Origin of the sequence: Dehalogenimonas sp. 4OHTPN (assembly GCF_040448695.1) — a bacterium.
Classification (GTDB): Bacteria; Chloroflexota; Dehalococcoidia; order Dehalococcoidales; family Dehalococcoidaceae; genus Dehalogenimonas.
Genome location: NZ_CP159307.1, coordinates 533,663 through 555,999 on the forward strand (window position 1 = coordinate 533,663; position 22,337 = coordinate 555,999).

27 protein-coding genes are annotated in these 22,337 nt (G+C 57.5%); 15 read left to right on the forward strand and 12 right to left on the reverse strand.

From position 1 onward, the window contains the following. Nucleotides 1-40: 40 nt before the first annotated feature. The 4 genes from cutA to ABV300_RS02900 are packed head-to-tail and all read right to left on the reverse strand — an operon-like array spanning nucleotide 41 to nucleotide 2,807. Nucleotides 41-391, reverse strand: coding sequence for a divalent-cation tolerance protein CutA (gene cutA / locus ABV300_RS02885; RefSeq protein ID WP_353715028.1), 351 nt, complete (start codon nucleotides 389-391; stop codon nucleotides 41-43). Then, the gene (gene nadA / locus ABV300_RS02890; protein ID WP_353715029.1) at nucleotides 392-1,303 is read right to left on the reverse strand and encodes a quinolinate synthase NadA; all 912 of its coding nucleotides are present in this window, start codon (nucleotides 1,301-1,303) and stop codon (nucleotides 392-394) included. A gap of 15 nt (nucleotides 1,304-1,318) precedes the next feature. After that, nucleotides 1,319-2,125, reverse strand: a complete 807-nt coding sequence (gene fdhD / locus ABV300_RS02895) for a formate dehydrogenase accessory sulfurtransferase FdhD (RefSeq protein ID WP_353715030.1) — start codon at nucleotides 2,123-2,125, stop codon at nucleotides 1,319-1,321. Further along, nucleotides 2,118-2,807 carry a methyltransferase domain-containing protein gene (locus ABV300_RS02900; RefSeq protein WP_353715031.1) on the reverse strand — a complete coding sequence of 230 codons (690 nt, stop codon included), beginning with the start codon at nucleotides 2,805-2,807 and terminating at the stop codon, nucleotides 2,118-2,120. The genes fdhD and ABV300_RS02900 overlap by 8 nt, the downstream gene beginning before the upstream one ends. A gap of 131 nt (nucleotides 2,808-2,938) precedes the next feature. Between ABV300_RS02900 and rsmA the strand changes: the two genes are divergently transcribed. From rsmA to ABV300_RS02915, 3 genes are read left to right on the forward strand one after another with little or no spacing between them, the layout of a single operon-like run. Continuing rightward, entirely contained in the window at nucleotides 2,939-3,829 is an 891-nt protein-coding gene (gene rsmA / locus ABV300_RS02905) for a 16S rRNA (adenine(1518)-N(6)/adenine(1519)-N(6))-dimethyltransferase RsmA (protein WP_353715350.1), read from the forward strand. Next, a complete protein-coding gene (gene ispE, locus ABV300_RS02910; RefSeq protein ID WP_353715032.1) occupies nucleotides 3,822-4,679 on the forward strand; it encodes a 4-(cytidine 5'-diphospho)-2-C-methyl-D-erythritol kinase in 858 nt (285 codons plus the stop codon). Before rsmA ends, ispE begins: the two co-directional genes overlap by 8 nt. Nucleotides 4,680-4,726: 47 nt before the next feature. Further along, on the forward strand, nucleotides 4,727-5,227 hold the full coding sequence (locus ABV300_RS02915) for a rubrerythrin family protein (RefSeq protein WP_353715033.1): 501 nt from the start codon (nucleotides 4,727-4,729) through the stop codon (nucleotides 5,225-5,227). On the opposite strand, the gene ABV300_RS02920 is transcribed toward ABV300_RS02915, so the two are convergent. Continuing rightward, the gene (locus tag ABV300_RS02920; protein ID WP_353715034.1) at nucleotides 5,224-6,465 is read right to left on the reverse strand and encodes a CCA tRNA nucleotidyltransferase; all 1,242 of its coding nucleotides are present in this window, start codon (nucleotides 6,463-6,465) and stop codon (nucleotides 5,224-5,226) included. The genes ABV300_RS02915 and ABV300_RS02920 overlap by 4 nt on opposite strands. Before the next feature lie 140 nt (nucleotides 6,466-6,605). Here ABV300_RS02920 and ABV300_RS02925 point away from each other — a divergent pair, with 140 nt between their 5' ends. The 3 genes from ABV300_RS02925 to nifS are packed head-to-tail and all read left to right on the forward strand — an operon-like array spanning nucleotide 6,606 to nucleotide 8,494. Beyond that, nucleotides 6,606-7,061: an Rrf2 family transcriptional regulator gene (locus ABV300_RS02925; RefSeq protein ID WP_353715035.1), complete on the forward strand. Its 456-nt coding sequence runs from the start codon at nucleotides 6,606-6,608 to the stop codon at nucleotides 7,059-7,061. Next, nucleotides 7,054-7,278, forward strand: coding sequence for a hypothetical protein (locus ABV300_RS02930; protein ID WP_353715036.1), 225 nt, complete (start codon nucleotides 7,054-7,056; stop codon nucleotides 7,276-7,278). Before ABV300_RS02925 ends, ABV300_RS02930 begins: the two co-directional genes overlap by 8 nt. 58 nt (nucleotides 7,279-7,336) lie before the next feature. After that, complete coding sequence (gene nifS / locus ABV300_RS02935) at nucleotides 7,337-8,494, forward strand: cysteine desulfurase NifS (protein ID WP_353715037.1); 1,158 nt, start codon at nucleotides 7,337-7,339, stop codon at nucleotides 8,492-8,494. Nucleotides 8,495-8,506: 12 nt separating this feature from the next. Here the strand turns inward: nifS and ABV300_RS02940 are convergent, their stop codons facing one another. Beyond that, a complete protein-coding gene (locus ABV300_RS02940) occupies nucleotides 8,507-9,604 on the reverse strand; it encodes a cell division protein FtsZ (protein WP_353715038.1) in 1,098 nt (365 codons plus the stop codon). A 338-nt stretch (nucleotides 9,605-9,942) separates the two neighbouring features. On the opposite strand from ABV300_RS02940, the gene ABV300_RS02945 reads away from it, so the two are divergent. The 9 genes from ABV300_RS02945 (at nucleotide 9,943) to ABV300_RS02985 (ending at nucleotide 17,624) form a co-directional block, all read left to right on the forward strand. Beyond that, nucleotides 9,943-10,710 carry a class I SAM-dependent methyltransferase gene (locus tag ABV300_RS02945; RefSeq protein ID WP_353715039.1) on the forward strand — a complete coding sequence of 256 codons (768 nt, stop codon included), beginning with the start codon at nucleotides 9,943-9,945 and terminating at the stop codon, nucleotides 10,708-10,710. Nucleotides 10,711-10,712: 2 nt separating this feature from the next. Further along, nucleotides 10,713-11,480, forward strand: coding sequence for a class I SAM-dependent methyltransferase (locus ABV300_RS02950; protein ID WP_353715040.1), 768 nt, complete (start codon nucleotides 10,713-10,715; stop codon nucleotides 11,478-11,480). A 17-nt stretch (nucleotides 11,481-11,497) separates the two neighbouring features. Then, nucleotides 11,498-12,583, forward strand: coding sequence for an iron-containing alcohol dehydrogenase (locus ABV300_RS02955; RefSeq protein WP_353715041.1), 1,086 nt, complete (start codon nucleotides 11,498-11,500; stop codon nucleotides 12,581-12,583). After that, on the forward strand, nucleotides 12,567-13,493 hold the full coding sequence (locus ABV300_RS02960) for a prenyltransferase (RefSeq protein WP_353715042.1): 927 nt from the start codon (nucleotides 12,567-12,569) through the stop codon (nucleotides 13,491-13,493). Before ABV300_RS02955 ends, ABV300_RS02960 begins: the two co-directional genes overlap by 17 nt. Before the next feature lie 89 nt (nucleotides 13,494-13,582). Beyond that, nucleotides 13,583-14,209, forward strand: coding sequence for a methyltransferase domain-containing protein (locus ABV300_RS02965; RefSeq protein WP_353715043.1), 627 nt, complete (start codon nucleotides 13,583-13,585; stop codon nucleotides 14,207-14,209). A 67-nt stretch (nucleotides 14,210-14,276) separates the two neighbouring features. Next, a complete protein-coding gene (locus ABV300_RS02970; RefSeq protein ID WP_353715044.1) occupies nucleotides 14,277-14,600 on the forward strand; it encodes a hypothetical protein in 324 nt (107 codons plus the stop codon). 145 nt (nucleotides 14,601-14,745) lie between these two features. Next, nucleotides 14,746-15,192 (forward strand): GatB/YqeY domain-containing protein, encoded by a 447-nt coding sequence (locus tag ABV300_RS02975; protein ID WP_353715045.1) that lies wholly within the window; start codon nucleotides 14,746-14,748, stop codon nucleotides 15,190-15,192. Between the two features lie 132 nt (nucleotides 15,193-15,324). Beyond that, nucleotides 15,325-16,080: an NYN domain-containing protein gene (locus ABV300_RS02980; protein WP_353715046.1), complete on the forward strand. Its 756-nt coding sequence runs from the start codon at nucleotides 15,325-15,327 to the stop codon at nucleotides 16,078-16,080. A 17-nt stretch (nucleotides 16,081-16,097) separates the two neighbouring features. Next, nucleotides 16,098-17,624: a radical SAM protein gene (locus ABV300_RS02985; RefSeq protein WP_353715047.1), complete on the forward strand. Its 1,527-nt coding sequence runs from the start codon at nucleotides 16,098-16,100 to the stop codon at nucleotides 17,622-17,624. A gap of 66 nt (nucleotides 17,625-17,690) precedes the next feature. Here the strand turns inward: ABV300_RS02985 and ABV300_RS02990 are convergent, their stop codons facing one another. The 6 genes from ABV300_RS02990 to ABV300_RS03015 form a co-directional block, all read right to left on the reverse strand. Continuing rightward, the gene (locus tag ABV300_RS02990; RefSeq protein ID WP_353715048.1) at nucleotides 17,691-18,047 is read right to left on the reverse strand and encodes a hypothetical protein; all 357 of its coding nucleotides are present in this window, start codon (nucleotides 18,045-18,047) and stop codon (nucleotides 17,691-17,693) included. Nucleotides 18,048-18,187: 140 nt separating this feature from the next. Beyond that, on the reverse strand, nucleotides 18,188-19,750 hold the full coding sequence (locus ABV300_RS02995) for a reductive dehalogenase (RefSeq protein ID WP_353715049.1): 1,563 nt from the start codon (nucleotides 19,748-19,750) through the stop codon (nucleotides 18,188-18,190). Nucleotides 19,751-20,072: 322 nt separating this feature from the next. Beyond that, nucleotides 20,073-20,312 carry an SHOCT domain-containing protein gene (locus tag ABV300_RS03000; protein WP_353715050.1) on the reverse strand — a complete coding sequence of 80 codons (240 nt, stop codon included), beginning with the start codon at nucleotides 20,310-20,312 and terminating at the stop codon, nucleotides 20,073-20,075. Between the two features lie 72 nt (nucleotides 20,313-20,384). Beyond that, nucleotides 20,385-20,819 carry a GNAT family N-acetyltransferase gene (locus tag ABV300_RS03005; protein ID WP_353715051.1) on the reverse strand — a complete coding sequence of 145 codons (435 nt, stop codon included), beginning with the start codon at nucleotides 20,817-20,819 and terminating at the stop codon, nucleotides 20,385-20,387. Between the two features lie 22 nt (nucleotides 20,820-20,841). Next, nucleotides 20,842-21,432 carry a hypothetical protein gene (locus ABV300_RS03010; protein WP_353715052.1) on the reverse strand — a complete coding sequence of 197 codons (591 nt, stop codon included), beginning with the start codon at nucleotides 21,430-21,432 and terminating at the stop codon, nucleotides 20,842-20,844. A gap of 1 nt (nucleotide 21,433) precedes the next feature. Then, nucleotides 21,434-22,297 (reverse strand): nucleotidyltransferase, encoded by an 864-nt coding sequence (locus ABV300_RS03015; protein WP_353715053.1) that lies wholly within the window; start codon nucleotides 22,295-22,297, stop codon nucleotides 21,434-21,436. Between the last annotated feature and the right edge of the window lie 40 nt (nucleotides 22,298-22,337).

The following is a 22,337-nucleotide window of genomic DNA, read 5'->3' on the forward strand; positions in this document are numbered from 1 at the left end:
CTTTGAGCGGCGTTATTATACGCCGGGAAGGGTAAAATAGCTACGGAGCGGCGGGTTCGTCGGCTTTCGCCTCCAGCGACTCGTCCAGCCATTCGAAGTAGGGCTCTGAACCTCCGATGACCGGCAGGGCGATGATCTCCGGATTGTCGTAGGAGTGGATCTCTTTGACAGCTTCGATGACATCGCTGAGGAAACCAGCCTGAGTTTTGACCATGAGCAGGCTCTCGGTGGCGTTTTCGATTTCGCCCTTCCACCAGTAGCTTGAATTCATGCCGTCCATGATACTGACGCAGGCCGCCTTTTTTTGTTCCAGCAGCACCTTGGCGATAAGCCTGGCCTCTTCGTTGTCCGCCGCGGTGACCATCACCAGGACGTGATTAAAATCGTTCACCTAAACCTTGACCTCCAGCATTCTCTCGATTGCCCGGCGGGCTTTTGCCGCGACTTCCGCTTCCACCTCCACCCTGGGTGCCTCGGTCTCCAGGGCATAAAGCACTTTATCGAGCGTGATCAGCTTCATGTTGGGGCATACCGCCTGCTCGGAAACCGGGTAGAACTTCTTGCCCGGGTTCTCCTTCCTGAGGCGGTGGATGATGCCCATCTCCGTGCCGACGATGAACTCCTTGACCCCCGGATCGCGGGCATAGCGGATCATGCCGCCGGTAGATAACACTGCGTCGGCGACCGCCGCCACCTCCGGCCGGCATTCCGGATGGACCATAGCCCTGGCGCCGGGATGCTCCGCTTTGAGTTCAAGTATGTACTCCGGCAGGATACGGGCGTGGGTGGGGCAGTAGCCCGGCCAGAAATGAATTCTTTTGTTCGTCTGCTGCTGGACGTAGTAGCCAAGGTACTGGTCAGGGACGAAGATGATCTCCTCCTCCGGCAGGCTCTCAACTACTTTGACCGCGTTGGCCGAGGTGCAGCAGATGTCGCTTTCGGCTTTCACCTCGGCGGTGGAATTGACGTAGCACACCACCGGCCGGCCCGGCAGTTTGTCCTTCATCCGCCGCAGGCCGGCGGCGGTGATCATGTCGGCCATGGGGCAGCCGGCATGGGCGTCCGGCAACAGCACTTTGGACTCCGGCGAGATGATGGCTGCCGTCTCGGCCATGAAGTGAACGCCGCAGAAGACGATGATTTTGGCCTTGACTTCAGCCGCCCGCTGCGACAACTCCAGCGAGTCGCCGACGAAATCGGCGATGTCCTGTATCTCGCCCAGCTGATAGTTGTGGGCCAGGATGACGGCGCCTTTCTCAGCGGCTAAAGTCCTGATCTTGTTGACGATGCTGTCAGTGTTCATATTCTTCTCATTTTTTCATTCAGGGCCCCCGGTGCCGGGCCCCTTATCAGTGAATATTCGTTCCGGGTTGGCGTAGATGTTCATCCGATGGCCACGCACGAAGCCTATGAGGGTGATGCCAAGTTTTTCGGCTAGTTTCACCCCGGAATCGGTGGGAGCGCTCCGGGAGATGAGGAATGGTATGCCGCGCCGGGCGGTCTTGAGGAGTATCTCGGACGAGATCCGCCCGGAAACCAGCAGAATTCTGTCCTCTGTCCCGATGCCTTCGAGGAGGCACCGGCCGAATACCTTGTCGACGGCATTGTGCCGGCCGATATCCTCGGAGAACAACTCGATGCCGCCGGGCGCCGCCAGGGCGGCGGCGTGAACGCCGCCGGTCGTCTTAAAAACCTCGCTTCTCTCCTGGAAATCTTTCATCAGTCGGTAGATCTGGTCGGGGTGCAGTTTCATCGAGGAAACAACCGGCCGGCTGGCAACATCGGCAGCCGAGTAGAATGTCGCCCCCCGGCCGCAGCCGGAGGAGATGAAGCGTTTCCAGATCCGGCCTGCCTCGCCGCTGCTTTTTGTCGTTACCCTTGCGATGCCGCGTACGCCGTCAATGGTCATCGAGGTAATATCCCCTGCCGACTCGATAAGTCCCTCGGCGGCTAAAAAACCGGCCGCCAGATAGTTCTCCTCGGCCGGGGAGCAGAGCATGGTCACCAGTTCCATATCGTTGAAAAATATGGTCAGCGCCGCCTCCCGCGCGACCTCGTCGCCGATAGGCTCCGCCGTTGCCTCAGACACGCGGATCACGTCCAACCTGGCGGTGTTATCAGTCAAGGTTCCCTGCTTCAGTTGTCTTTATGCTGCTGATAATCTGGAACATGCCCCCGAGCGCCCATTTTTGAAAAATCACATCGAGGCCGGAGGCGATGATTTCCGCCGCCAGACTGCCCTTCATCATTTTATAAGCGGTGTCGTTCTCAAACAGCCTGACGAAAGCTGAAATAGGCAGCTTGAAAATGATATTTTTCGGCAGGCCGTAGTCCAGCGCCAGAAATTTGCCGCCGGGTTTCAGTACCCGCCTGACTTCCTTGAGCGCCGCGGCCCGGATTTCCCTGGGCAGCTCATGAAGCCCGTAAGAGCAAAAGACATGGTCGAAAACGCCTTCGCTAAACGGCAAGGCGTCGACGCTGGCGCGTTGGAAACTAACCCAGGCGGCCACATTCTTTTTCTGGGCGACGGCCAGCATATCCGGCGAAAGATCAACGCCGATCACCTGTCCCTGACACACCTCGGGGGCGATGAGCGCGGTTGTCGATCCCGTGCCGCAGCATATGTCCAGCACCCGGTCGGTATCCTTGAGGCCGGCCATGGCCACAAATTTTTGCCTGAAACGCCTCTCTCCGCCGAAGGGGACAAAGGAAAGCCTGACAACGCGATCATACAGTTTCGCCCAGCGCCGCCAGAAGCTGACGCTGTAATACGAGGGTATTCGGGTGGATTGGATTTGTTCCGGCATAATCTCTCCTCAGGGGAATAAGAGCATTATACGGAGGCGGCAGGTGACGGGCAAGGGCGGCTCCCGGCGGGCACGTCTGGCTTATCCCCGGCCATGTCCGCTGCCTTGGGCGTATGGTAATATTTAGCCTGATGGGTGATTCCAATTCAGATACGGCGCGGCGGGCTCATCCGGCGGTGAGCCGGCTTTCGCTGGGCCTTGAAACGCGCGCCCTGCTTGAGCGTCACGGCCTGGCTGCCCTCAAGAGCATGGGGCAGAATTTCCTCACCGACCGGGGAGTGTTGGATAAAATTCTGGCCGCCGCCGCGGTCGGGCCTGAAGACACCGTCGTCGAGGTCGGCCCAGGCTTGGGCGTATTGACCAGGGCGCTGGCCGAGCGTGCCGGCCGGGTTATCGCCGTCGAATTGGACCGGGGCATGGCCGCCTTGCTCAGGGAAAACTTTGACGGGGAATCCAATGTCGCCATTGTCGAAGGCGATATTCTGAAGACCGATATTGAAGCGCTGGCCGGCGGCGCGCCTTACATTGTCGTCGCAAATCTCCCGTATTACATTACTTCACCGGCACTGCGTCATTTTCTTGAAAACCCCCATCCTCCAGGGAAACTGGTGGTGATGGTGCAGAAAGAGGTGGCGCAGCAGATCACTGCCCGTCCGCCGGAGATGAGCCTGCTTTCCATAGCCGTCCAGTTTTTCGGTGTGCCGAAGCTGGTGAGCCGGGTCCCGGCCGGCGCGTTCTACCCGCCGCCCAGGGTTGACTCGGCGCTGCTCCGCATCGACGTCCTGCCGGTTCGGCGTTTAAGCCTGGAGGAAACCGCCGGTTTTTTTAAGGTCGCCAGAGCCGGCTTCGCCACCCGGCGCAAACAACTGGTGAACGCGCTCGCGGGAGGGCTCGGCATCGGGAAAACTGAAGCCGCGGCATGCCTGGCGGCGGCGGGTGTAGACCCGTCCCGGCGCGCCGAGACTTTGTCCGTTGAAGATTGGGTTGCCCTGTATCGGGCTTGCCGGAGCGCCGGTGCTTAAGCTGCTGGCTCCCGCCAAAATCAACCTTTGCCTGGAGGTCATAGGCCGCCGTTCTGACGGCTACCATGAGATAAAAAGCATCATTCAGACGATAGACCTGGCGGATGAACTTCTCTTCGAGCCGGCCGATACTCTATCCATTTCAGCGGACGCCCCCGGCTGGAGGGCTGAACAGAGCCTGGTCTCCAAAGCGGCCCGGTTGCTTCAGGAACGAACCGGGACCAGTCTCGGCGCCCGGGTCAGGCTGGCCAAGCGCATCCCGCTGGTATCGGGACTGGGGGGTGACTCCTCCGACGGCGCCGCGGCCCTGAAAGGATTCAACCGGCTGTGGCATCTGGGGTTGTCCGAGGCCGATTTGATGGAAATCGGGGCGGCGCTGGGGTCCGATGTTCCCTTCTTTTTTTGCGGCGGCACCGTGCTGGCAGAAGGCCGCGGCGAACTGCTGGCGCCGCTGCGGCCGTATCCCGGCAGCTGGGCGGTCATCCTGATGCCGCCGCTCAGGGTTGAAGGCGGCAAGACGGCCAGGCTTTATGCCTCGCTTCGCCCGGAGGATTTTTCGGACGGGTCGCTGACTGAGGAATTCGCCCGTTGGCTCATGGAGGGTCGCGCGGTCCCTCCGGAGATGTTCCATAACACTTTCGAGAGGGCGGCTTTCGAACTCTGGCCGGATTTCGGCCGCTACCGCTGGCGCTTTATCGAGGCCGGAGCGACAAGGGTCTTCCTGTCGGGCGCCGGGCCGAGCTTGTTCAGCCTTCACACCGATCACTCCGAGGCGGAACGTATAGCCGCCAATCTTGAGGAGCAAGGCCTTAAGAGCTTCCTGGCGCGGACCGCGGGGCATTTGGAATAGCCGCCGCGGCAGGATATTATTAAAGATATACTGGAGAGGAGCCGGATATGGGAACGACGGAGAATCTTGGCGCGGCTTTTGCCGGAGAAAGCCAGGCTAATAGAAAGTACCTCTTTTTTGCGGAAAAAGCGGAAGCCGAAGGGCAGTCTCAGGTAGCCCGGCTTTTTCGGGCTGCCGCTGAAGCGGAAACGGTGCACGCCCGCAACCATCTCAACGTGTTGAGAGGCATCGGCGGAACGGCCGACAACCTGAAAGCGGCCATCGGCGGCGAACACTGGGAATTCACCCAGATGTATCCCGGCTTTATTGACCAGTCACGCAAGGACGCAAACGCTTCCGCGGAGCGCAGTTTTTCCACCGCCAATGCCGTTGAGGAGATCCATCACGCCCTGTTTCAGAAGGCTCTGGCTGACCTGCACGTAGGCGTCAAAGCTGAAGCCCGCCCCTATTTTGTCTGTCAGGTGTGCGGCAACACAGTGCTGGGTGAGGCTCCCGATTTTTGCCCCATCTGCGGGGCGCCGAAATCCAAGTTCAAGCAGGTAGATTAACGGCCGGCAAGCCAATCGCGGACAAACGCTTCCTCCTCGCTGCGGGTGCTCAGAGCGCCGTCGAGGCGCCGGTCGCGAAGGTCTTCTAGCAGGCGTTTGATGTCCGGCCCCCGGCTGACACCCAGGCGTTTCAGGTCTTCGCCGGTGAGATCCGTGGCGACGCACCGCCATTCATCCTGGAAGCGCTCGACATCATATGCCGCGCCCAGGCCGAAGGCTGCTTGGGCAGCGGTTAAAGCCTCATCCGCGATGCCGTCCAGCAGGTGATACACCAGGCTCGGTTTAGTCCCGACGGCAGTCAATGTCGCTTCCGCCTGGACCAGTTTCCCGGCATCGCGTACGGCACGGGCTTGATGCTTGGTCAGCCTGAGCCTGCCGATGAACTCTTCCTGGTGAGTGGTATCCAGCCGCCATGCGAGCAGCGCCAGGTAAGCTTCCGGCGGCGGTTGTTCAACCAGCGACCGCAACCTTGAACAAGCTTCCATCAGCCACTGGTCGCCCCGAAGCGCCGGATGCCACGTCCGCAGCAAGCCCAATTCACCACCCCGGCGGAAGACTTTTTCCGGCGCCGGTTCTCTCAAGACGCATTCGAGTTCGTATCGCAGCCGGTCGGCGGTGATGGTTTCCAGCAGGGGAAGGCCGCGCTGAAGGAGGCCCAGCGTGATCGGTTCAATCTTAAAGCCCAGGCGCTGTTCGTATCTTACGCCCCGCCACAGGCGGGTGGCGTCGTCAATGAAACTCCGGACATGCAGCACCCTGATTAGCTTGCTCTCAAGGTCGGGCCGGCCGCCGCACGGATCGATTAAACGCCCGAAATCATCCGGGTTCAACGAGACCGCCATGGCATTTACGGTGAAGTCCCTCCGGGCAAGGTCCTGGATAATCGGCCCGGGCCGGGTTGAGGGCAGCGCGCCCGGGCGGGGGTAGGTCTCCTGCCGGCTGCGGGCGATGTCAATGACGTATCCGCCCCAAAACAGCCTGGCGGTATTGAACCGGTGGTGAACGTCAACGTCCGAAGGGGATGCTGCCAGAGCCCCTGCCAGCTCAATGGCATCGCCCTCGACGCTCAAATCCAGGTCGCCCCCGTTCCAGCCCAGCATCAGATCGCGGACGGCGCCGCCTACCAGATAAAGGCGCCACCCTCGCGCCGCCGCCGCGGCGGCGGCACCCTGCATGAATTCGGCAGCATCAGCCGGCAGCAGCGCCTTCAATTCCCGGGCCAGGTTGAGTTCAGTCATCAAGCCCCAATTATACACGAAGTCCTGCCCGGAATCGTAAGGTTTGACATCCGGCCAGCCAGCTATTAATATGAGAAAGTTCCTAACGTTTGGTATCTTGATACGCTATCAGTGGTTTATCGCCGCAGGGAGATTGGACGATGAAATTATCAGCCCGGGGCCGGCATTCGATGGAAGCGATGTTCGATCTGGCCATTCACTACGGAGAGGGACCCATCCTCATCCGTGATATTGCCATGCGCCGCCGGATTTCCGAACAGTACCTGGCCCAGCTTTTTATCCCCCTGCGCATCGCTGGGCTGGTACGGAGTGTCAGAGGCGCCAACGGCGGATTTGTGTTGGCCAAGGAACCCTCCGAGATCCGCCTGTCTGAGGTCGTCCGGGCTACCGAGGGTTCCACCGCCCCTTCGGAATGTGTTGATGATGCCCGTGTCTGCTGGAAGGGCGAGCACTGCGTGACGCGCCAGGTTTGGACCCAGATCAAACAGGCGACCGACGGCATTCTCAATTCCCTCACCCTTGCCGACATGGTCGAACGCTGGCGCCAGAGCGGAGTGCCCGAGGTGCCGGAAGAGGAAGGCCTCTTAAGTGCCTGACCGGACCTGTCACTGCTACGGCTGCGGACGTAATCAGGGTGTCGACCCATCAGAACTGCCTTGTTTCGCGCTCAAGGGCTGGTATATCTTATCCCACCTGGAGGGGCCGGAAGACATTAAACGCTACGGCTTCTGTTCAATCACCTGTTTACAGCGCTGGGTTAACGAACACGCCCCGTCCGTCCCTGAAATCTTCCTCAGCATTGACGAATTCTAACCCCCTTAAAACCGGGCGTCGATTGCCTTCAACTGACCTTCTGCTATAATCAGGTCGCATGAAACGCTGTTATTTCGACTACGCCGCCACCACACCGGTCGCTCCGGAAGTGCTGGAGGCGATGCTGCCCTATTTCAAAGACCGCTCCGGTAACCCTTCGGCGATCTACGCCGAGGGCCAGTTGGCGAGGCAGGCGGTGGAACATGCCCGCGCCTCCGTCGCCGGGTTAATTAATGCCCGGCCGGATGAAGTGGTTTTTCTTTCCGGCGGCACCGAAGCTGACAATACGGCTCTTTCCGGCGTCGCCGCCGGCGGGTGCAAAGGCCGTCATGTCATCACTACCGCCATTGAACACCACGCTGTACTGGAAACCTGCCATCAGTTGGAAAAGATCGGGATGGCGGTAACCTACCTGCCGGTCGGCGCAGATGGGCGGCTGGACCCGGCAGAGGTGCGGCAGGCCATCCGTCCGGATACGGCGCTGGTCTCGGTGATCATGGCGAACAACGAGATAGGCACGCTCCAGGACTTGGCTGAAATATCTGGAATCACCCGTGAACATGGGATTCTGCTGCACACCGATGCGGTTCAGGCTGTCGGCCGGGTCCCGGTCGATGTACAGGCACTGGGGGTGGACCTCCTGTCGATATCGGCGCACAAGCTCTACGGCCCGAAGGGCATCGGGGCTCTCTATATACGCAAAGGCACCCGGATTGTTCCGATTGTTTGGGGAGGCGGCCAGGAGCGCGGGCGCAGGAGCGGGACGGAAAACGTCCCCGGCATCGTCGGCCTGGGCAAAGCCGCGGAGATGGCGGTTTCAATGATGGCTTCGGAGGCGGTCAGGCTGACTGCCCTCCGCGACAAATTAATCGCCGGGGTGCTTTCCGCGGTGCCCGCTACCCGGCTGAACGGCCACTCTTCACACCGGCTGCCGAATAACGCCAATTTCTCGTTCGACCATGTTGAGGGCGAGAGCGTCTGCCTCAACCTTGATCTGGAAGGCATCTCGGCTTCGCCGGGATCCGCCTGTTCCTCCACCAGCACGGCGCCGTCCCACGTCTTGCTGGCTCTGGGATTACCGCCCCATCAGGCTTTCGGCTCGCTCAGATTATCACTGGGGCGCTGGACGACTGAGGCGGACATCGAACGGGTGCTTGCCGTCCTGCCTGAGGTCGTCGCCCGACTCCGGGCGATGTCGCCTTTCCGTAGCCAATAACTCGACGGAGGGTTATTCGGCTGGGGTCGGTGATACCGGAGCCGGCGGTTCTTTTCCCTGAGCTTCAAGGTATGGCTTTATCCGTTCGATGGCCGGGAAACCTGACAATACCACGGTCACATCGATCAGTCCCTTTTCGATCGGGTAATCACCGTATCTGATTGAGGCTCCGGGGGCGATGCTCTTCAGATACTCGCCGAGGAATTTGATTAGATCTGTGCCGATCTCTTTTTCCGGCGCTGAAACCAGGTATAAAGCCTTGGTGGCGGTCTTGGTGTCGCATTGGACGGATAGTTCACTGATAGCCTCGTCCATGGCTTTGCGGCCGCTCATATTCTCGTCGCCCTCTTTATCCCAGGGCATCGTGATCAGGGGGATCAGGGTTTTGCCATAGCCGATGGCTGTCCATCCCGAGAGCATCTGCAGGATGTCGCTGGCGGCCAGCATGCCGACGCCGATGTGGCTGCGCTTCTTCTCTTCGCCGGCGCAAAGCAGGCTGTAGAACGGCCCGGCGATGGCCTTGTTGATCTCGGCGATATTGGCGCTCCAGGACATACCCTTTTTAACATACCGCTGATTCTCAATCAGGAAAACGGCGTCCATATTGACTTTGGCGCTGCGCAGGCAGTGGGTGGTGTTTTCCACATTGATTTTTTCCAGCGCTTCCTCATGCTCGAAAGGCAGGACGCAGATGCCGAAAACCGCCTGATCGCGGTAGCGTTCCTTGAGTATCTCGGCGATGACCGGCATGCAGCCCGCCGCGGTGCCGCCGGCCGTGCCGCCCAGCAGCAGGAAGGCGTCGGATTCGGCAAATTGCTTTGACTGGCGGATGGCGTCGATGACCTTGAAACCCTCTTCCCGGGCAATTTGGGCGGCCAGGGCAGCCTGTTTACCGACACCGCGGCCTTTGGTCTTGTTTTCGCCGATTACCAGCCGGTGTTTAGCTTTGATCGATGCCAGGCCGCGGAGTGACGAGGCATCGGTATCCACCGCGAAAGCCCCGGTCAGGATATCGACTTTGCGGAAACTGCGGGCTCTTTCGTGAAGACGGACGAATTCGTCGGCCAGCCGCCCGCCGCACTGTCCCAGGCCGATTACCATCAGTTTCATGGTGTTCCTCCTCGATTTTATTCCGGCTGTTGGTGGAAATGGGAAGCCGATTCCAGAGGGAGCCGCGGGTTTCCACTCTTTTGATTCTAACCCCCGATCCGCAGAATAGCAATAGATAGATGACATAATAATTATATTCAATCAGTGTTGCGCATGTTTTAAGCCGTTCGCGTCAGGTTGTATTTGACATCTCGGGGCGACAAACCTATTATTTATTACCGTTCGTAACGATAAATGCCAGGTCTGCAAGATATATTTCCACCAGCGGCGTTTCTCATTTATTCCAGGGCCGGCTTGCGACCTTTCGGCGTGCATTTAGATAAGACAGAGGAGTGCTGATGGAGACTGTGGCGCCGGTAAAGGACCCGGGGTTCGATTCCGAAGAAGCTAAAAAACGTAAGAAGTACATGGTGGACCTGTTCGTGGTCCAGGCTAAGAATTATGATTTCCACGATGATGTCTACGGCCTGTATGCCCACCGGTTGTGGGTACGCACCATGGTCAAGATTATCGAAAAGTTCCTGAAGGGCAGGAAGCGCGCCGACATGCTGGATATGGGCTGCGGTACCGGCTTCGTCACCTTCAACGTCGCCCGCAAGCTGCCCAAGGTGGAAAGTATCGAGTCCTTCGACCTGTCCCCGGATATGATCGCCGTGGCCAAAGAGCGCTATGAGAAGGGTTTTAAAGGCCGCAAGATTAAGTTTTGGGTGGCCGACGCGGAAGTCCCCTTCGGTAAAAGCAAGTACGACATCGTCACCACCTCCTTCGCCTACCGCAATTTCGCCAACAAGCACCTGGCCACCCAGAACGTCTTCAATTCTCTTAAGCCGGGCGGCATCTTTGTTATCCAGGACCTGACCAAGCCCGAGAAGCACCCCATGAAGGGGCTGTACGCCTTCTATATGAAGTTCATCCTGCCGGTCATCGCCAGGATCCTGGGCACCGAGAAATCGGCCGCCGGCTGGCTTAAAAAGAGTACCGACATGATGCCGACCAACGCTCAAATCCAGAAAATCCTGGAAGACAACGGCTTCACAAGCTGTTACTACAAGAGCCTTTCAGGCGGCATCGCCTGCATCATCGTCGGCTTCAAGCCGGGAGGTTAGGGATGGCGGCGGAAACAGCCGAGAGACACCTGCAGGACCCCGGATTTGATTCCGAGGCTGCCAAAAAACGAAAGGCTTACATGCTGGAGCTTTTCGGCTACCAGGCGCCGAAATATGACCTGCACGACGACATCATCGGCCTGGGCATCCACCGCCGCTGGGTCAAGGATGTCCTTAAAATCATCGGCCACTATAAAAAAGACAAATCCAACCTGAGGATGCTGGATCTGGCCTGCGGCACCGGCTTCGTTACCTTTAACACCGCCCGCCATTTTACTGACATTGACATCGACGCCTTCGACCTGGTGCCGGAGATGGTTGAGGTGGCTAAAAAGCGCTACGATAAAAGTTTCCAGGGCCGCCCGATTAAGTTCTGGGTTGGAGATTCCGAGGTGCCCTACGGCGAAAACAAGTACGATATCATCACCACCTGTTTCGCCTTCCGCAACTTCCTCAACAAAAACCTAGCGGCGCAGAATGTCTTCAAGGCGCTCAAACCAGGCGGTGTCTTCATTATTCAGGATATGACCAAGCCGGAGAAGCAACCGCTGCGGGCGCTGTACCTCTTTGCCCTGAAATATCTGCTGCCCGTCGCCGGGACCATCCTGGGCACCGCCAAGGGCTCGCCGCGCTACCTATACAACTCGGTTATGCTGCTGCCCAAGAATACCGATATCGCCAAAATCCTTACCGACAACGGTTTTAAAGACGTCTGGCACCGCTACCAGAGCGGCGGTATGGGCACGGTCGTCGTAGGTTATAAAAAATGATGAATGAAACGGCATACATGAAAACCCTGCAATATGACATCGGCGGCGGCCGGTCGCGGCCGATATATATCGGCCGGGGCATCCTCGACCGTTTATCCGAGTGCGCCGCGCCGCTTAAAGCCGATAAATTTTTCATTATCACCGACGACACCGTCGCCAAAACCTACGCTGAACCGGTCACCGCCGAACTCCGCAAGGTCGCTGAGACCCATGTATTTGTCTTCCCCGCCGGCGAACAGTCCAAGACGCTGAATACCCTTGAACAGCTGGGTGCCAAGATTTTGGATGCCCGCGCCACCAAATCTTCGGTCATCGTCTGCCTCGGCGGCGGCGTCGTCGGCAACCTCGGCGGCTTGCTGGCTGCGTTACTTTTTCGCGGCATCCGCTTCTTTCACGTGCCGACGACCATGGTGGCCCAGATCGACTCGGCTATCGGCCAGAAGCAGGCGGTCAACTATAAGCGCGGCAAGAACCTTTTCGGCCAGTATTATCCCCCGGAGTTCGTCTTTATCGACTTTGCGTTCCTGCGTAATCTGCCGGCCCGGCAGATCCGGGCCGGCCTGGCCGAATCGGTCAAACACGGGCTGTGTCAGGAAGAGAGTTTCTTCGAGTACATCCGTGAGCTGGCGCCGGAGTTTTCCTGGGATGACATCGAGTACATTTCCACCCATACCATAGAATTAAAGCTGGAGCTGCTGCTTATTGACCCCTATGAGGGCAAGCTGGACCCGCAGCTTGAGTTAGGCCATACTATCGGCCATGCCGTCGAGATCCGTAAAAACGGCCAGCTGCTGCACGGCGAAGCTATCGCTATAGGTATGACTGTCGAAGCCAAAATTTCGGCCGCCCTGGGTTTCATGGATCCGGGCCTGGCGGCCCGAATCGAAAATATTTTTCAGAAGATCGGCCTGCCGACGCGTATCCCCGCCGACATCTCCATCGATGAAATCCTGGAAACGCTCACCTTCGACAACAAGCGGCGCACCGCCATCAACGATTTCTTCCTGCTGGCCAGGTTCTGTGAGTTCCACAAAGAGAACGGCAAGATCGCCTGCAAGGTGCCGGAAGCGGTGTTGAGGCAAGTCCTTGAGAGCGCTTACTAATCCGGCTTCGGTGTCGGCAGGCGTCTGGCTGCAGGCAGCCCGCCTGAAGTTCCTGCCCCAGGGCGTCTTTCCGGTGATCATCGCCGGAGCGGCGGCCTACTCGGCCGGGTTGTTCATTCCGCTTCACTTCGCCATCGCCCTGCTGGCCGCTGCCGCGGTGCAGATCGGCCTGACCATGTTCAACGATACCCTCGATTTCCAGTACGGCACCGATCGGACAACCATCGGCGCCAAGAACCCTTTTTCGGGCGGTTCGGGCGCCCTGACTTCCGGCCTCGTCAAGCCGCGGCAGGCGATGGCTGTCATCGTCGGGCTGTATCTCTTCGCTCTGGCCTGCGGCATCGGGCTGGCTTTCGCTTCCGGCGTTGAGAGCCTGTACATCGCCGCGTTGGGGGCTTTTATCTCCATCGCCTACTCGGCCAAGCCTTTCCGCCTGGCTTACCGCGGTCTCGGGGAACTGGCAATGCTCATCGGGTATGGCCCGGTGTTAACCGCCTGGGCTTACTACATTCACGCCTCGACGGTCACCCTGGATATTGTCCTGGCCGGAATCATCCCCGGGCTGTGCATGTGGACGATGATCCTGATCAACGAAATCCCGGACTACGCCGAGGATTTTGCCGCCGGCAAGAAGAACCTGACCTACAGGCTGGGTCCGGCAGGCTCGAAGAACCTATTTCAAGCCTCGCTGGCCGCGGTCTACCTCTACATCGCTGTTCTCATCGCCGCTGGAACACTGCCGAAGGCGGCGGTCCTGGCCTTCCTGGGGATACCACTGGCCATTGGAGCGGCGGTGACCGCCCACCGGGAGTATGCTGATCCCTTGAAGGTTGCCAAAGCTAACAAGTACATGGTATTAATATACTCTCTCACCAATGCGGCCGTAGCCGCGGCATTCTTGACGGCATGAGCCAGACGTTTTCAACGATGACCGCGCGCGGCGTTTTACAGTAGAAGATGGCGTTAAGACCGCCGGCCTCAAAATAGCAAGGATGGAAAATGGTAGAACCGAAGTTTTTTGAGACGATCGCCCCGGCTTATGATTTCCTGACCCGGCTGTTCATGGGAGGCACTTATGAGAGCATGCGGAAGCGCATGCTGAATGAGGATACATCCCAGATGGACATTCTGGACCTGTGCTGCGGCACCGGCTATATCAGCAATTCCATCAACGCCAGGCGTATCGTCGGGCTCGACCAATCGGAAGCCATGCTGGCGCGCAACGCCAGGGTGAAGAGGGACAACAAGGAACTGATCAAAGGCAACGCTTATCAGATCAATTTCAAAGAAGGCGAGTTTGACCGTATTTACAACTCCAGCGCTTCTCATGAGTTCAAACTGTTCTCTCGCCTACTGAAAAAAAGCTTTCATGCGCTTAAGCCCGGCGGCAAGATCATCATTTTCGACATTTACCAGCCCAAGAACAGGCTGCTGCGTCTATTCATGAACACTTTCGTGAAATACGTTGTTGAACGGGGCATCATGTTCGTCCATACCAAAGAAGAATGGGCGCGGATGGTCACTGAAGCCGGTTTTGAGATTGAAGAACTCGAACCGGTGAGGGGCTTTTATATCTTCGTCAAAGCCCGGAAACCGGAGCAGGCGGGGTTGCCGGCTGCGGGTTAAAGCCCTTACATCAAACGGGCTGACGGTGTATAATACACCAGTATTTTCTTGAGGGAGTAAACGGCAAATGGGACTGACACTGGGTGAAGCTATCCGTCACATCACCAACAAGAATTACGCCTTGGTGGCCGGAGACCTTTTTGAGGATTGTTTCGGCCGCAAGTACGGCACGTCCGCGGCCATCCCGGCTAAAGACAAAGCGCAGTGGCCGATCAAGCTGGAGGAGAAACTCAAATCCATCCACCAGCTCAAACTCGCGGAGGGCGAGTACAAGCGGACCCGCCAGGATATTGCCTCAGACACCTATCTGGAAGTCAAGGAATGGCTCGAGGATTCCATCGGCATCCCCCATCCCGAGATCGACCGCACATTCAAACTCGGCATAAAATAGTTTTGCTTTCGCTTTGAACTCAGTCCAGTCCTTCTTCTGAAGGGCTGGATTATTTTTAAGAGATGTCTCGCGTCTGGACAGGGATTTGACACGCCAGGTGATGCCTCATAGAATCGATGAAACGGATAAAGATAAGGAACCGCAGATGAGCCTGAAAGAAACCCTGCCCCTGGAACTCAAAGACGCTCTCCGCTCCGGCAACAAGGTTAAGCTGGACACTCTCCGCCTGATCCTTTCGGCGGTTAACTACGCCGAGATCGAGCAGCAGAAGCAACTCGACGACCCCGGCGTTCACGCCGTCATCGCTAAAATGATCAAACAGCGCCGCGAGAGCATCGACGCTTTCAAAGCGGGCAACCGGCAGGATCTGGCGGACCGAGAACAGGCCGAACTGTCAATTCTCGAGAGCTATATGCTCAGGCAGTTGACCCGTGAAGAAATCACCGCCGAAGCCAAAAAGATCATCGCCGAGGTGGGGGCTAACAAGCCGCAGGATATGGGCAAGGTCATGGGCAGGCTGTCGCCGATGTTGAAGGGCAAAGCCGACGGCAAGGAAGTGGCTTCGGTGGTGACGGAGTTACTCAAGCAGTAGCTGCCGGCGATATTTCCAACTTCAGGTAGGCACAGCTGGCAGCTTCGATCTGTCCTCGCGGAGTCTAACTGTTGATTTCCAACCTGAATTAAAACAGCCTATAATTGGCTCATCCATCCAGGAGGTGCCCCCTTGGCAGACAGAGAAGAACGCGTCATGATCTTCATTGACGGGTCAAATATGTATCACTCGCTGAAAGCTTATTTCCATCGTTCCGACATAGACCTAAACAAGTTTTGCGAGAAACTGGTCAACAAGCGCAAATTGGTTCGCATCTACTATTACAATGCCGAAGTCGGTCAGCGCGAGGAGCCGGAGCGCTATAAGGACCAGCGGGCTTTCTTCGACAGCGTCGAGGCCATCCCGTATACCGAATTAAGGTTGGGCCGCCTGGTGTACACCAACGCCTGGCCGAACACCCCGCCCTATGAGAAGGGCGTCGATGTCATGCTGGCCACCGACATGCTGACCCACTGTTTCAAGGGCAACTACGATACTGCCATCCTGGTCGCCGGAGACTCTGACTTCGTCGGGGCCTTACAGGCGGTCAAGGACTACGGCAAACATGTCGAGGCCGCCCTCTTCGGCGAGGAACGGACCTCGGTGCCGCTGCGCAAGGTAGCCGATGTCGTCCATATCATTGACGGCAACCTCCTCAGGGGCTGCTGGAAGGCGCCGCCGCCCCAGCCCCGCCAGCATCGCCCGCACCACCCCCGGCCGCCGCAGCCCCAGCAGCCGCAGCAAGCTCAATCACAAACGCCGCTGCAGGCTCCCCCGCCTTTTACACCGACCCTTTCACCGCAGCCGCCGGCGCCTCCGCCATCGCACCAGCTGCCGCCGTCGCCCCCGCCTCAGTTTCTGCCGCGGCCCTTCAACCCCGATGGCTGAACCGGGAGTGGCTTGCCTTGGTCTGGGATAGAGCGCTGAAAGACCGGCTGGCTGCCGAAACCGGCGCTCGGGTCCGGGATTGGGGCGGCGGCCTGCCGCTGGTGGTGGTTTACGCCAATAGCTACCGCGTCGCCATGTCCAACCTGGGCGTTCACGCCCTTTATAAATGGTTTAACGACCGGGAAAACTTACTCGCCGAGCGTGTTTTCTGGGATACCGACCGTCTTTCCACCTCCGGAGCCCTGTCCGTCGAGAGCCGCCGCCCGCTGACGGATTTTTCCGCGCTTTTATTCTCCATTTCCTGGGAGCTTGACTTCCTGAACCTGCCGCCGATGCTGCGCGCCGCCGGCATGCCGGTTTATTCGAAGGACCGGGACGAATCCCATCCGCTGGTTATCGGCGGCGGCGCGGCGCTGACCGCCAACCCGCTGCCGGCAGCCCCGTTTTTCGATGCCGTCTGTATCGGCGAGGCCGAAGCCATCCTGCCCGGATTATGCATGACTCTGGAGCAAACGGTCGGCCTCTCCCGGCAAGAACAGCTTGAACGCCTGGCGGCGGTGCCGGGCGTGTTCGTGCCGTCACTCCCGGCCGAGGCTAAACGCCGGTATGTTCAAGAGCTGGACCTTTTCCCGGTCGGCACCCAGGTCTTTACTGCGGACACCGAATTCGGCGACATGTTCATGATGGAAGTGCAGCGCGGCTGCCGTTTTTCCTGCCGTTTCTGCCTGGTGGCCGCCGCTTTCTGCCCTTTCCGCTGGCGCTCCCTAAATTCATTACTGGACCAGGCGGCCGGCGCCCGTAAATACCGCGATCGGGTAGCTCTGGTTGGCCCGGTAGCCGCAGAACACCCTCACTTCGCTGAAGTGCTGCGCGGTTTGCGGGAACTGGGCTACGGCCTGTCGGCCGGCTCGATGCGGGTCAAGCCGATATCCGAGGAAATCCTCGATGAACTGGTCAAAGGCGGCGTCAAGAGCCTGACTGTCGCCCCGGAGGCCGGTACCCCGGAACTGCGCCGCGCCATAGGCAAAGGGTTCTCGGATGAGGATGTTATTGAAGCGATCGGCAAGATCGGCCGGGCCGGTATCAGGCAGCTGACCCTATACTCGATGGTCGGCCTGCCCGGTGAGACCGATGCCGACGTCCGCGCCCTGGCCGCCCTGGCGCTGCGCTGCAAAGCCGAAGCTGACCGCCATGCCGTTGTTTTGTCGCTCAATGTCTCAGCCTTCGTCCCCAAGCCCCACACCCCCTTTGAGCGCCTGCCGATGGCGGATTCACCGGACATTGACCGGCGCTTCGACCTGCTGGAGCGGGCGCTGCAGGGCCGCGGCGTTAAAGTCAAAGCGGACAACGCCGCCTGGGCTCAGGTCCAGGCGGCTCTCTCGAGGGGGGATGAGAAGCTGGCGCCGGTGATCGAAAAACTGGATAAGATTTCGCTGGCCGGCTGGCGCCGGTCGCTGAAGGCCGCGGGGCTTTCGCCAGCGGATTTTGCCGCCCGGCGCTACGGGCCGGGTGAACCTCTGGCCTGGGACGTCATCAAAATGTAGCCTCGGAGCGCCGTATAAAAAGCGCGCGGGTTAACCCGCGCGCTTTTGTCGTTCGATCGGTGAATTTTAGCTTTTCAGGATGCGCACCGTCTGGATGGCCGGCAGCATGATGATGTAGATGAAAAGCACCACCACCAGCAGGGTGTTGCCCTCGATTCCGCCGTCCGTCACGCTGACCTTGATCAGGGCGCCGGCCGCCGCCAGGTAGAGCAGCACCGAAAAAATAGTCTCGATGCGGATGATCCAGCGCGGCACCAGCTGCAGCGCCCCGGATAGGGCGACCATGAACCCGATAATGATGAACAGTACCCCCAGGATGCTGGCCGCCACCCCGAAGGTGTCGCCGGAAGTGATGATGAACAAAGAACCCACGGTCACATATGCGATTGACTGCGTCAGACGGCCGAAGATGTTTTCTCTCACAGGCGCTCCTTATTAACCCGGTCTGCTGCCGATTGCCGGAAATTATACACTGCTTTACTCAGTTTGTAATCAATTATTCCAGGTGAAAAGAACGAGGTGGGCATTTGCCCACCTCGTTCTTGCGTCCGATTCGGGAGCGTTTAGCCTTTGTTGTAGCCGCCGTGCCGGGAAGTGACGGCGGTGCTGTAACCGTGTGAAGGCAGGGACATTTCCCACCATTCCTCTTTTTCTTCGTCATTCTTGAGGCCTAAGCCGAAGACTTCGTGCATCTCGGCGAAGAAACTGTTGAACAGCGGAGTCACCGCCGATGTGCTGCGGACCAGATCATGGATCATGGCGTCGTCCGCGGAGTTGAAGACGCAGGAGCCGAAGCAGCGCAGGCAGGCGTCAATCGATTTGCGATAGCCGGCGCAGGAGATCATGTCGGTCCAGTAGGTCTTGCGGCCTAATTTGAAGTACTCGCTCTCGCCGGGGGTCGGTTTGTCCCAGCCGAGGCCGGGCAGCGGCGGATCCTTAGGCGTGATGGATGATGGGTATGGATCATAGGATATTTCGCGGCCGCCCTTGGGTTCAATGGAGTTGGACGGGCAGTATTTGGCGCAGGTGCCGCAGGAATGACAGAAGCGCCAGATGCCGGCGTCGATAGGTTTGGTTTCTTCCAGCGGCAGGTCGGTCAGGATGTGGAAGAAGCCGGTCCAGCTTCCGTGTTCCGGGTTGATGGCCATGATGGTGTGCCTGGAGTTCTCCGCCAGGCCGGAAAATACCGCGCCGGCTTCGGAAGGAATTCCGCGGTAAGGGTTATCCGCCAGACCCTGGTAACCCAGACCGCGGAGGAATTCCTGGGTATTGGGCCTGATGACGGTGGTCATGCGGTAGCGGCAGTTGTTGGCGGCGCCGAAAAGCTGAGAATGGGCGGTGCGGGCCAGTTCTTTGGGCATCGGGATGGTGAAGGTGACTTCCCACAGGTCCTTGTTGGGGATGTAGAAGGTCCCGGTAGCCGAATCCACGTAGCCGGTGGGGACATCCGCGAAAACCATCGGCTTGGTGACCGTCGTCGGCACGTTGAACTTCGGCGGGTAGTACGAATAAGAAATATTGTCGCCATGGGTGCCGACCAGTTTCTTGTGATGGTCATCCAGCTTAGAAATGCCGATATCCTGGGCGCCGTACAGCTTCATCGCCGCCCGCAGCATCTTGGTATTCTCCTCCGGCGTGCCTTCCCACTTGGGTACGCCGAGCTGCTCCGGGGTCTTAGCCCGCTGCGGGCCGATAAAGGCGGGGGTGTTGGCGCCTCTGAAGGTGTCTTCCCATTTGCCGTAGGCCGAATTTTCGCGGTTGGCGCCGTTGGCCAGCGCGTAATCGCGCAGGCTGTAGCCCGGCTCGCCGGCCTTCATCCGGTCGGTGGCTGAAGGCATGGTCATGGCTTTCCATTCATCGAGGCCGTAGTACCTTGCCTGGATGATGTCGGACTGAGTGCTGTGGAAGCCGTGGTGGCGGGCCATCAGGTCCCAGTCAACGTCAACGGTGGGGTGATCCTTCTCCTTGACCCACCAGGAGCGCTTGGGAGTGCTGCCCTTGGCAGCGGCAACCTCGTCCAGGTCATGGAATCCGGGGGCTGCCATAGCCGCGGCGCCGACGCCCCCGGCCAGGCCTACATTTTTAAGAAATTCGCGGCGGGAGACCGTGCTGTGAAATACGGACATCTGTTTCTCCTTAATTAATGATAATTGCCGTCTTTCCGGAGTCACCCGGCCTGTTCCCGGGAGTCAAAGGGCATATTCTTCTCCTTTCAGGTTAGATTATTATGACTTGGTGGTTGAGCCCCGAGACGAAAAGGTACCAAAATCTGGGTTGTGGCACGGCTTCACTCAATAATCCTTGCCGGGATTAAATTAGTGAGGATTTTATCTGAGACAGGCGTTGAAATGCAGTTAAATTGTGTTAAGCCAGCTCAACACAATAAAAAACCGAAGGGGCGGGATAATTATCCCGCCCCTTCGTATAAGACTCTTGCCGATGCCTGTGTTATTGCAGGTGTTTTTTGATCGTTTCGAACTGCTCCTGGGTGATTTCGCCTTTGGCGTAGCGCTCCTTGGCTATATCCAGCGGCTCCCGCCGCGGCGCCCCACCCCCGGCATGGATAGTTCCGGACCGGGTCAGCGTGACCACGCCCCAGATTACTAGAGCGATTATGGCAATCCAGAAAATAAACATGAAGAACCCCCCAAAACCCCAGTTGGCCATATGATCAGACCAGTACCACATAATCTCCTCCTAACAGTGGAATTATACCACCGTTTTAGGGGAGTCAAAGTGACGTGGGTTACAATGCCTGACTCAGCAGGTGCCTTTTTCCAGCACCAGAGAGATGACGCTGATGTCCTTCCGCAGCGTCCAGCCGAGGCTCTCCCAGAACTTGATGCCCGCCGCGTTGTCGTTGAAGATAAACAGGTGGCACTTGTTGATGCCCGCCGCCCGCAGCGCCTCAAGCGTCGCTTCCGCCAGCCGCCGCCCGATGCCGCGTTTGCGATAGTCCGGATGAACCGCAAGGTGATGAATGTACCCCCGCCGCCCGTCATGCCCTCCCAGTATGGTGCCGACCAGCTTTTCCCCGTCCCACGCACCGAAGCTGCAGCCGGGGTTGCGCTCAAGGTATTTGGTTATGCCGCAGCGGGAGTCCGCGTCGGAAAGCCCGATGCCCTCACAGGCTTGCCACAGGGCGAGGGCATCGGCGTAAGAGGCTGGGGTGAGGGGGCGGAGGATAGTTTGCATAATCAGGATATTGATAGGTGTCTCAAATACGGCTGAACGAAAAACTCCCAAAGGTTAATCGATCACGTCCGGTGTAATAGCTCCCTTCGAGATCAACCTGATTCAGACTGAAATGGAGTTTACCTGTACCGTGATGGATGTGCATGGTGGTCATTGCGTGTGGTTTCGGTTCGCATAGATATTCGTATACCAAACTGAGGCCAGATGGTTCATCCGGTAAAAAAGCGGCCATCCGTGTTCTAGAAATAGAAGTCGATGTTTCTATCGACAAAGCCATTTGAGTCCAGGTTTGGGCGATGGTTAAATATGCATCGATTGGGTTCGAATGACCGGAATCGCTCGATACTATTTTACCTTTCCAACGGCCTTGCAGAGTTGGGACAGAGATAGATAGGAGATGACGGATTAATTGATTTTTCCACAAAGATCTATCGAAAACGGTCTGAAAGATGGCAAATGTCCCTAGTACGGATGGGGTTCCAAACCACCAAGGGATACTTACTGAAGTTTGGAGCAATACCCAATGTAAAGCCCAGACCAAGATCAGGCTTAAAAAGGCGATAACTAATATAACGCGAACTCTCTCCCCGTGATTGTGAGAATATGCGTGCATGTTAGTTTGAGTTCCAGAATTCAATCAATTTATTAACAAAACCTTTTGCTTGGTCAATGTGCCATTGTTCGGGTCCATTTCCGCAGATTGGGCCCCTGAGGCTTGGGAAAGTGCATATGGTGAGTTCAGAGGTGTACAGCCAATTAACTGTGTTACAGAAGGTGTGTTGGAATGTGTTTCCGAACTGTGAATCCGGGACATTGAACAGGAGAGACTCTAATAAATAGGATGGGACTGCTTTAATATCCATCTCGTTATTATCTGATAGATAATTACGTATATTTTTGAACAATCTCACCGTTCTTTTGAACCATTCACCCGTTCTCTCGTTCTTATCGACGCATTTATCATAGTGGATTTTTGGATAACTGATTATCAAATCGCTCTTGTTTTGTGGCTTAATCGCTATCCCGTTAATGGGTTCTAAACTAAGATCAGCATCGTACCAACGGTATTGGATACTTACCACAATATCGGCGGGAATTCGCCCTGAGGAGGGGTCTATATTAATGCATTTGTTACCAGGTTTGACAAAGGGGCCATATTGACTAGTGAGAGCGCTGATCACATCCGAACGAAATAGGTCCCAACCATAGTTAGAAGGAGTAATTCCCAGGGATTTCTTTTGAATATCATTAAGGTTAGACCAAAAAGAAGAAGTAAGTTCGACAACTATATCGACATCACTATCTCCTCGTGTGTTGGTGTTGTTTTTGTATGAACCTTGGAGGTAAATATCAAACTCTATATCGGATGGCATAACCTCTGGCCTAAGAGCATAACGAATAGATTCGTAGGTTATGCTGGAGGAAGTAGTTGGGCCTTGATGAGACCAAGTATTTAATTGCGCCTCACTTATTGCCATATTCTCCTCCAAAATAACAACGAACGTTCTCATTTGATCG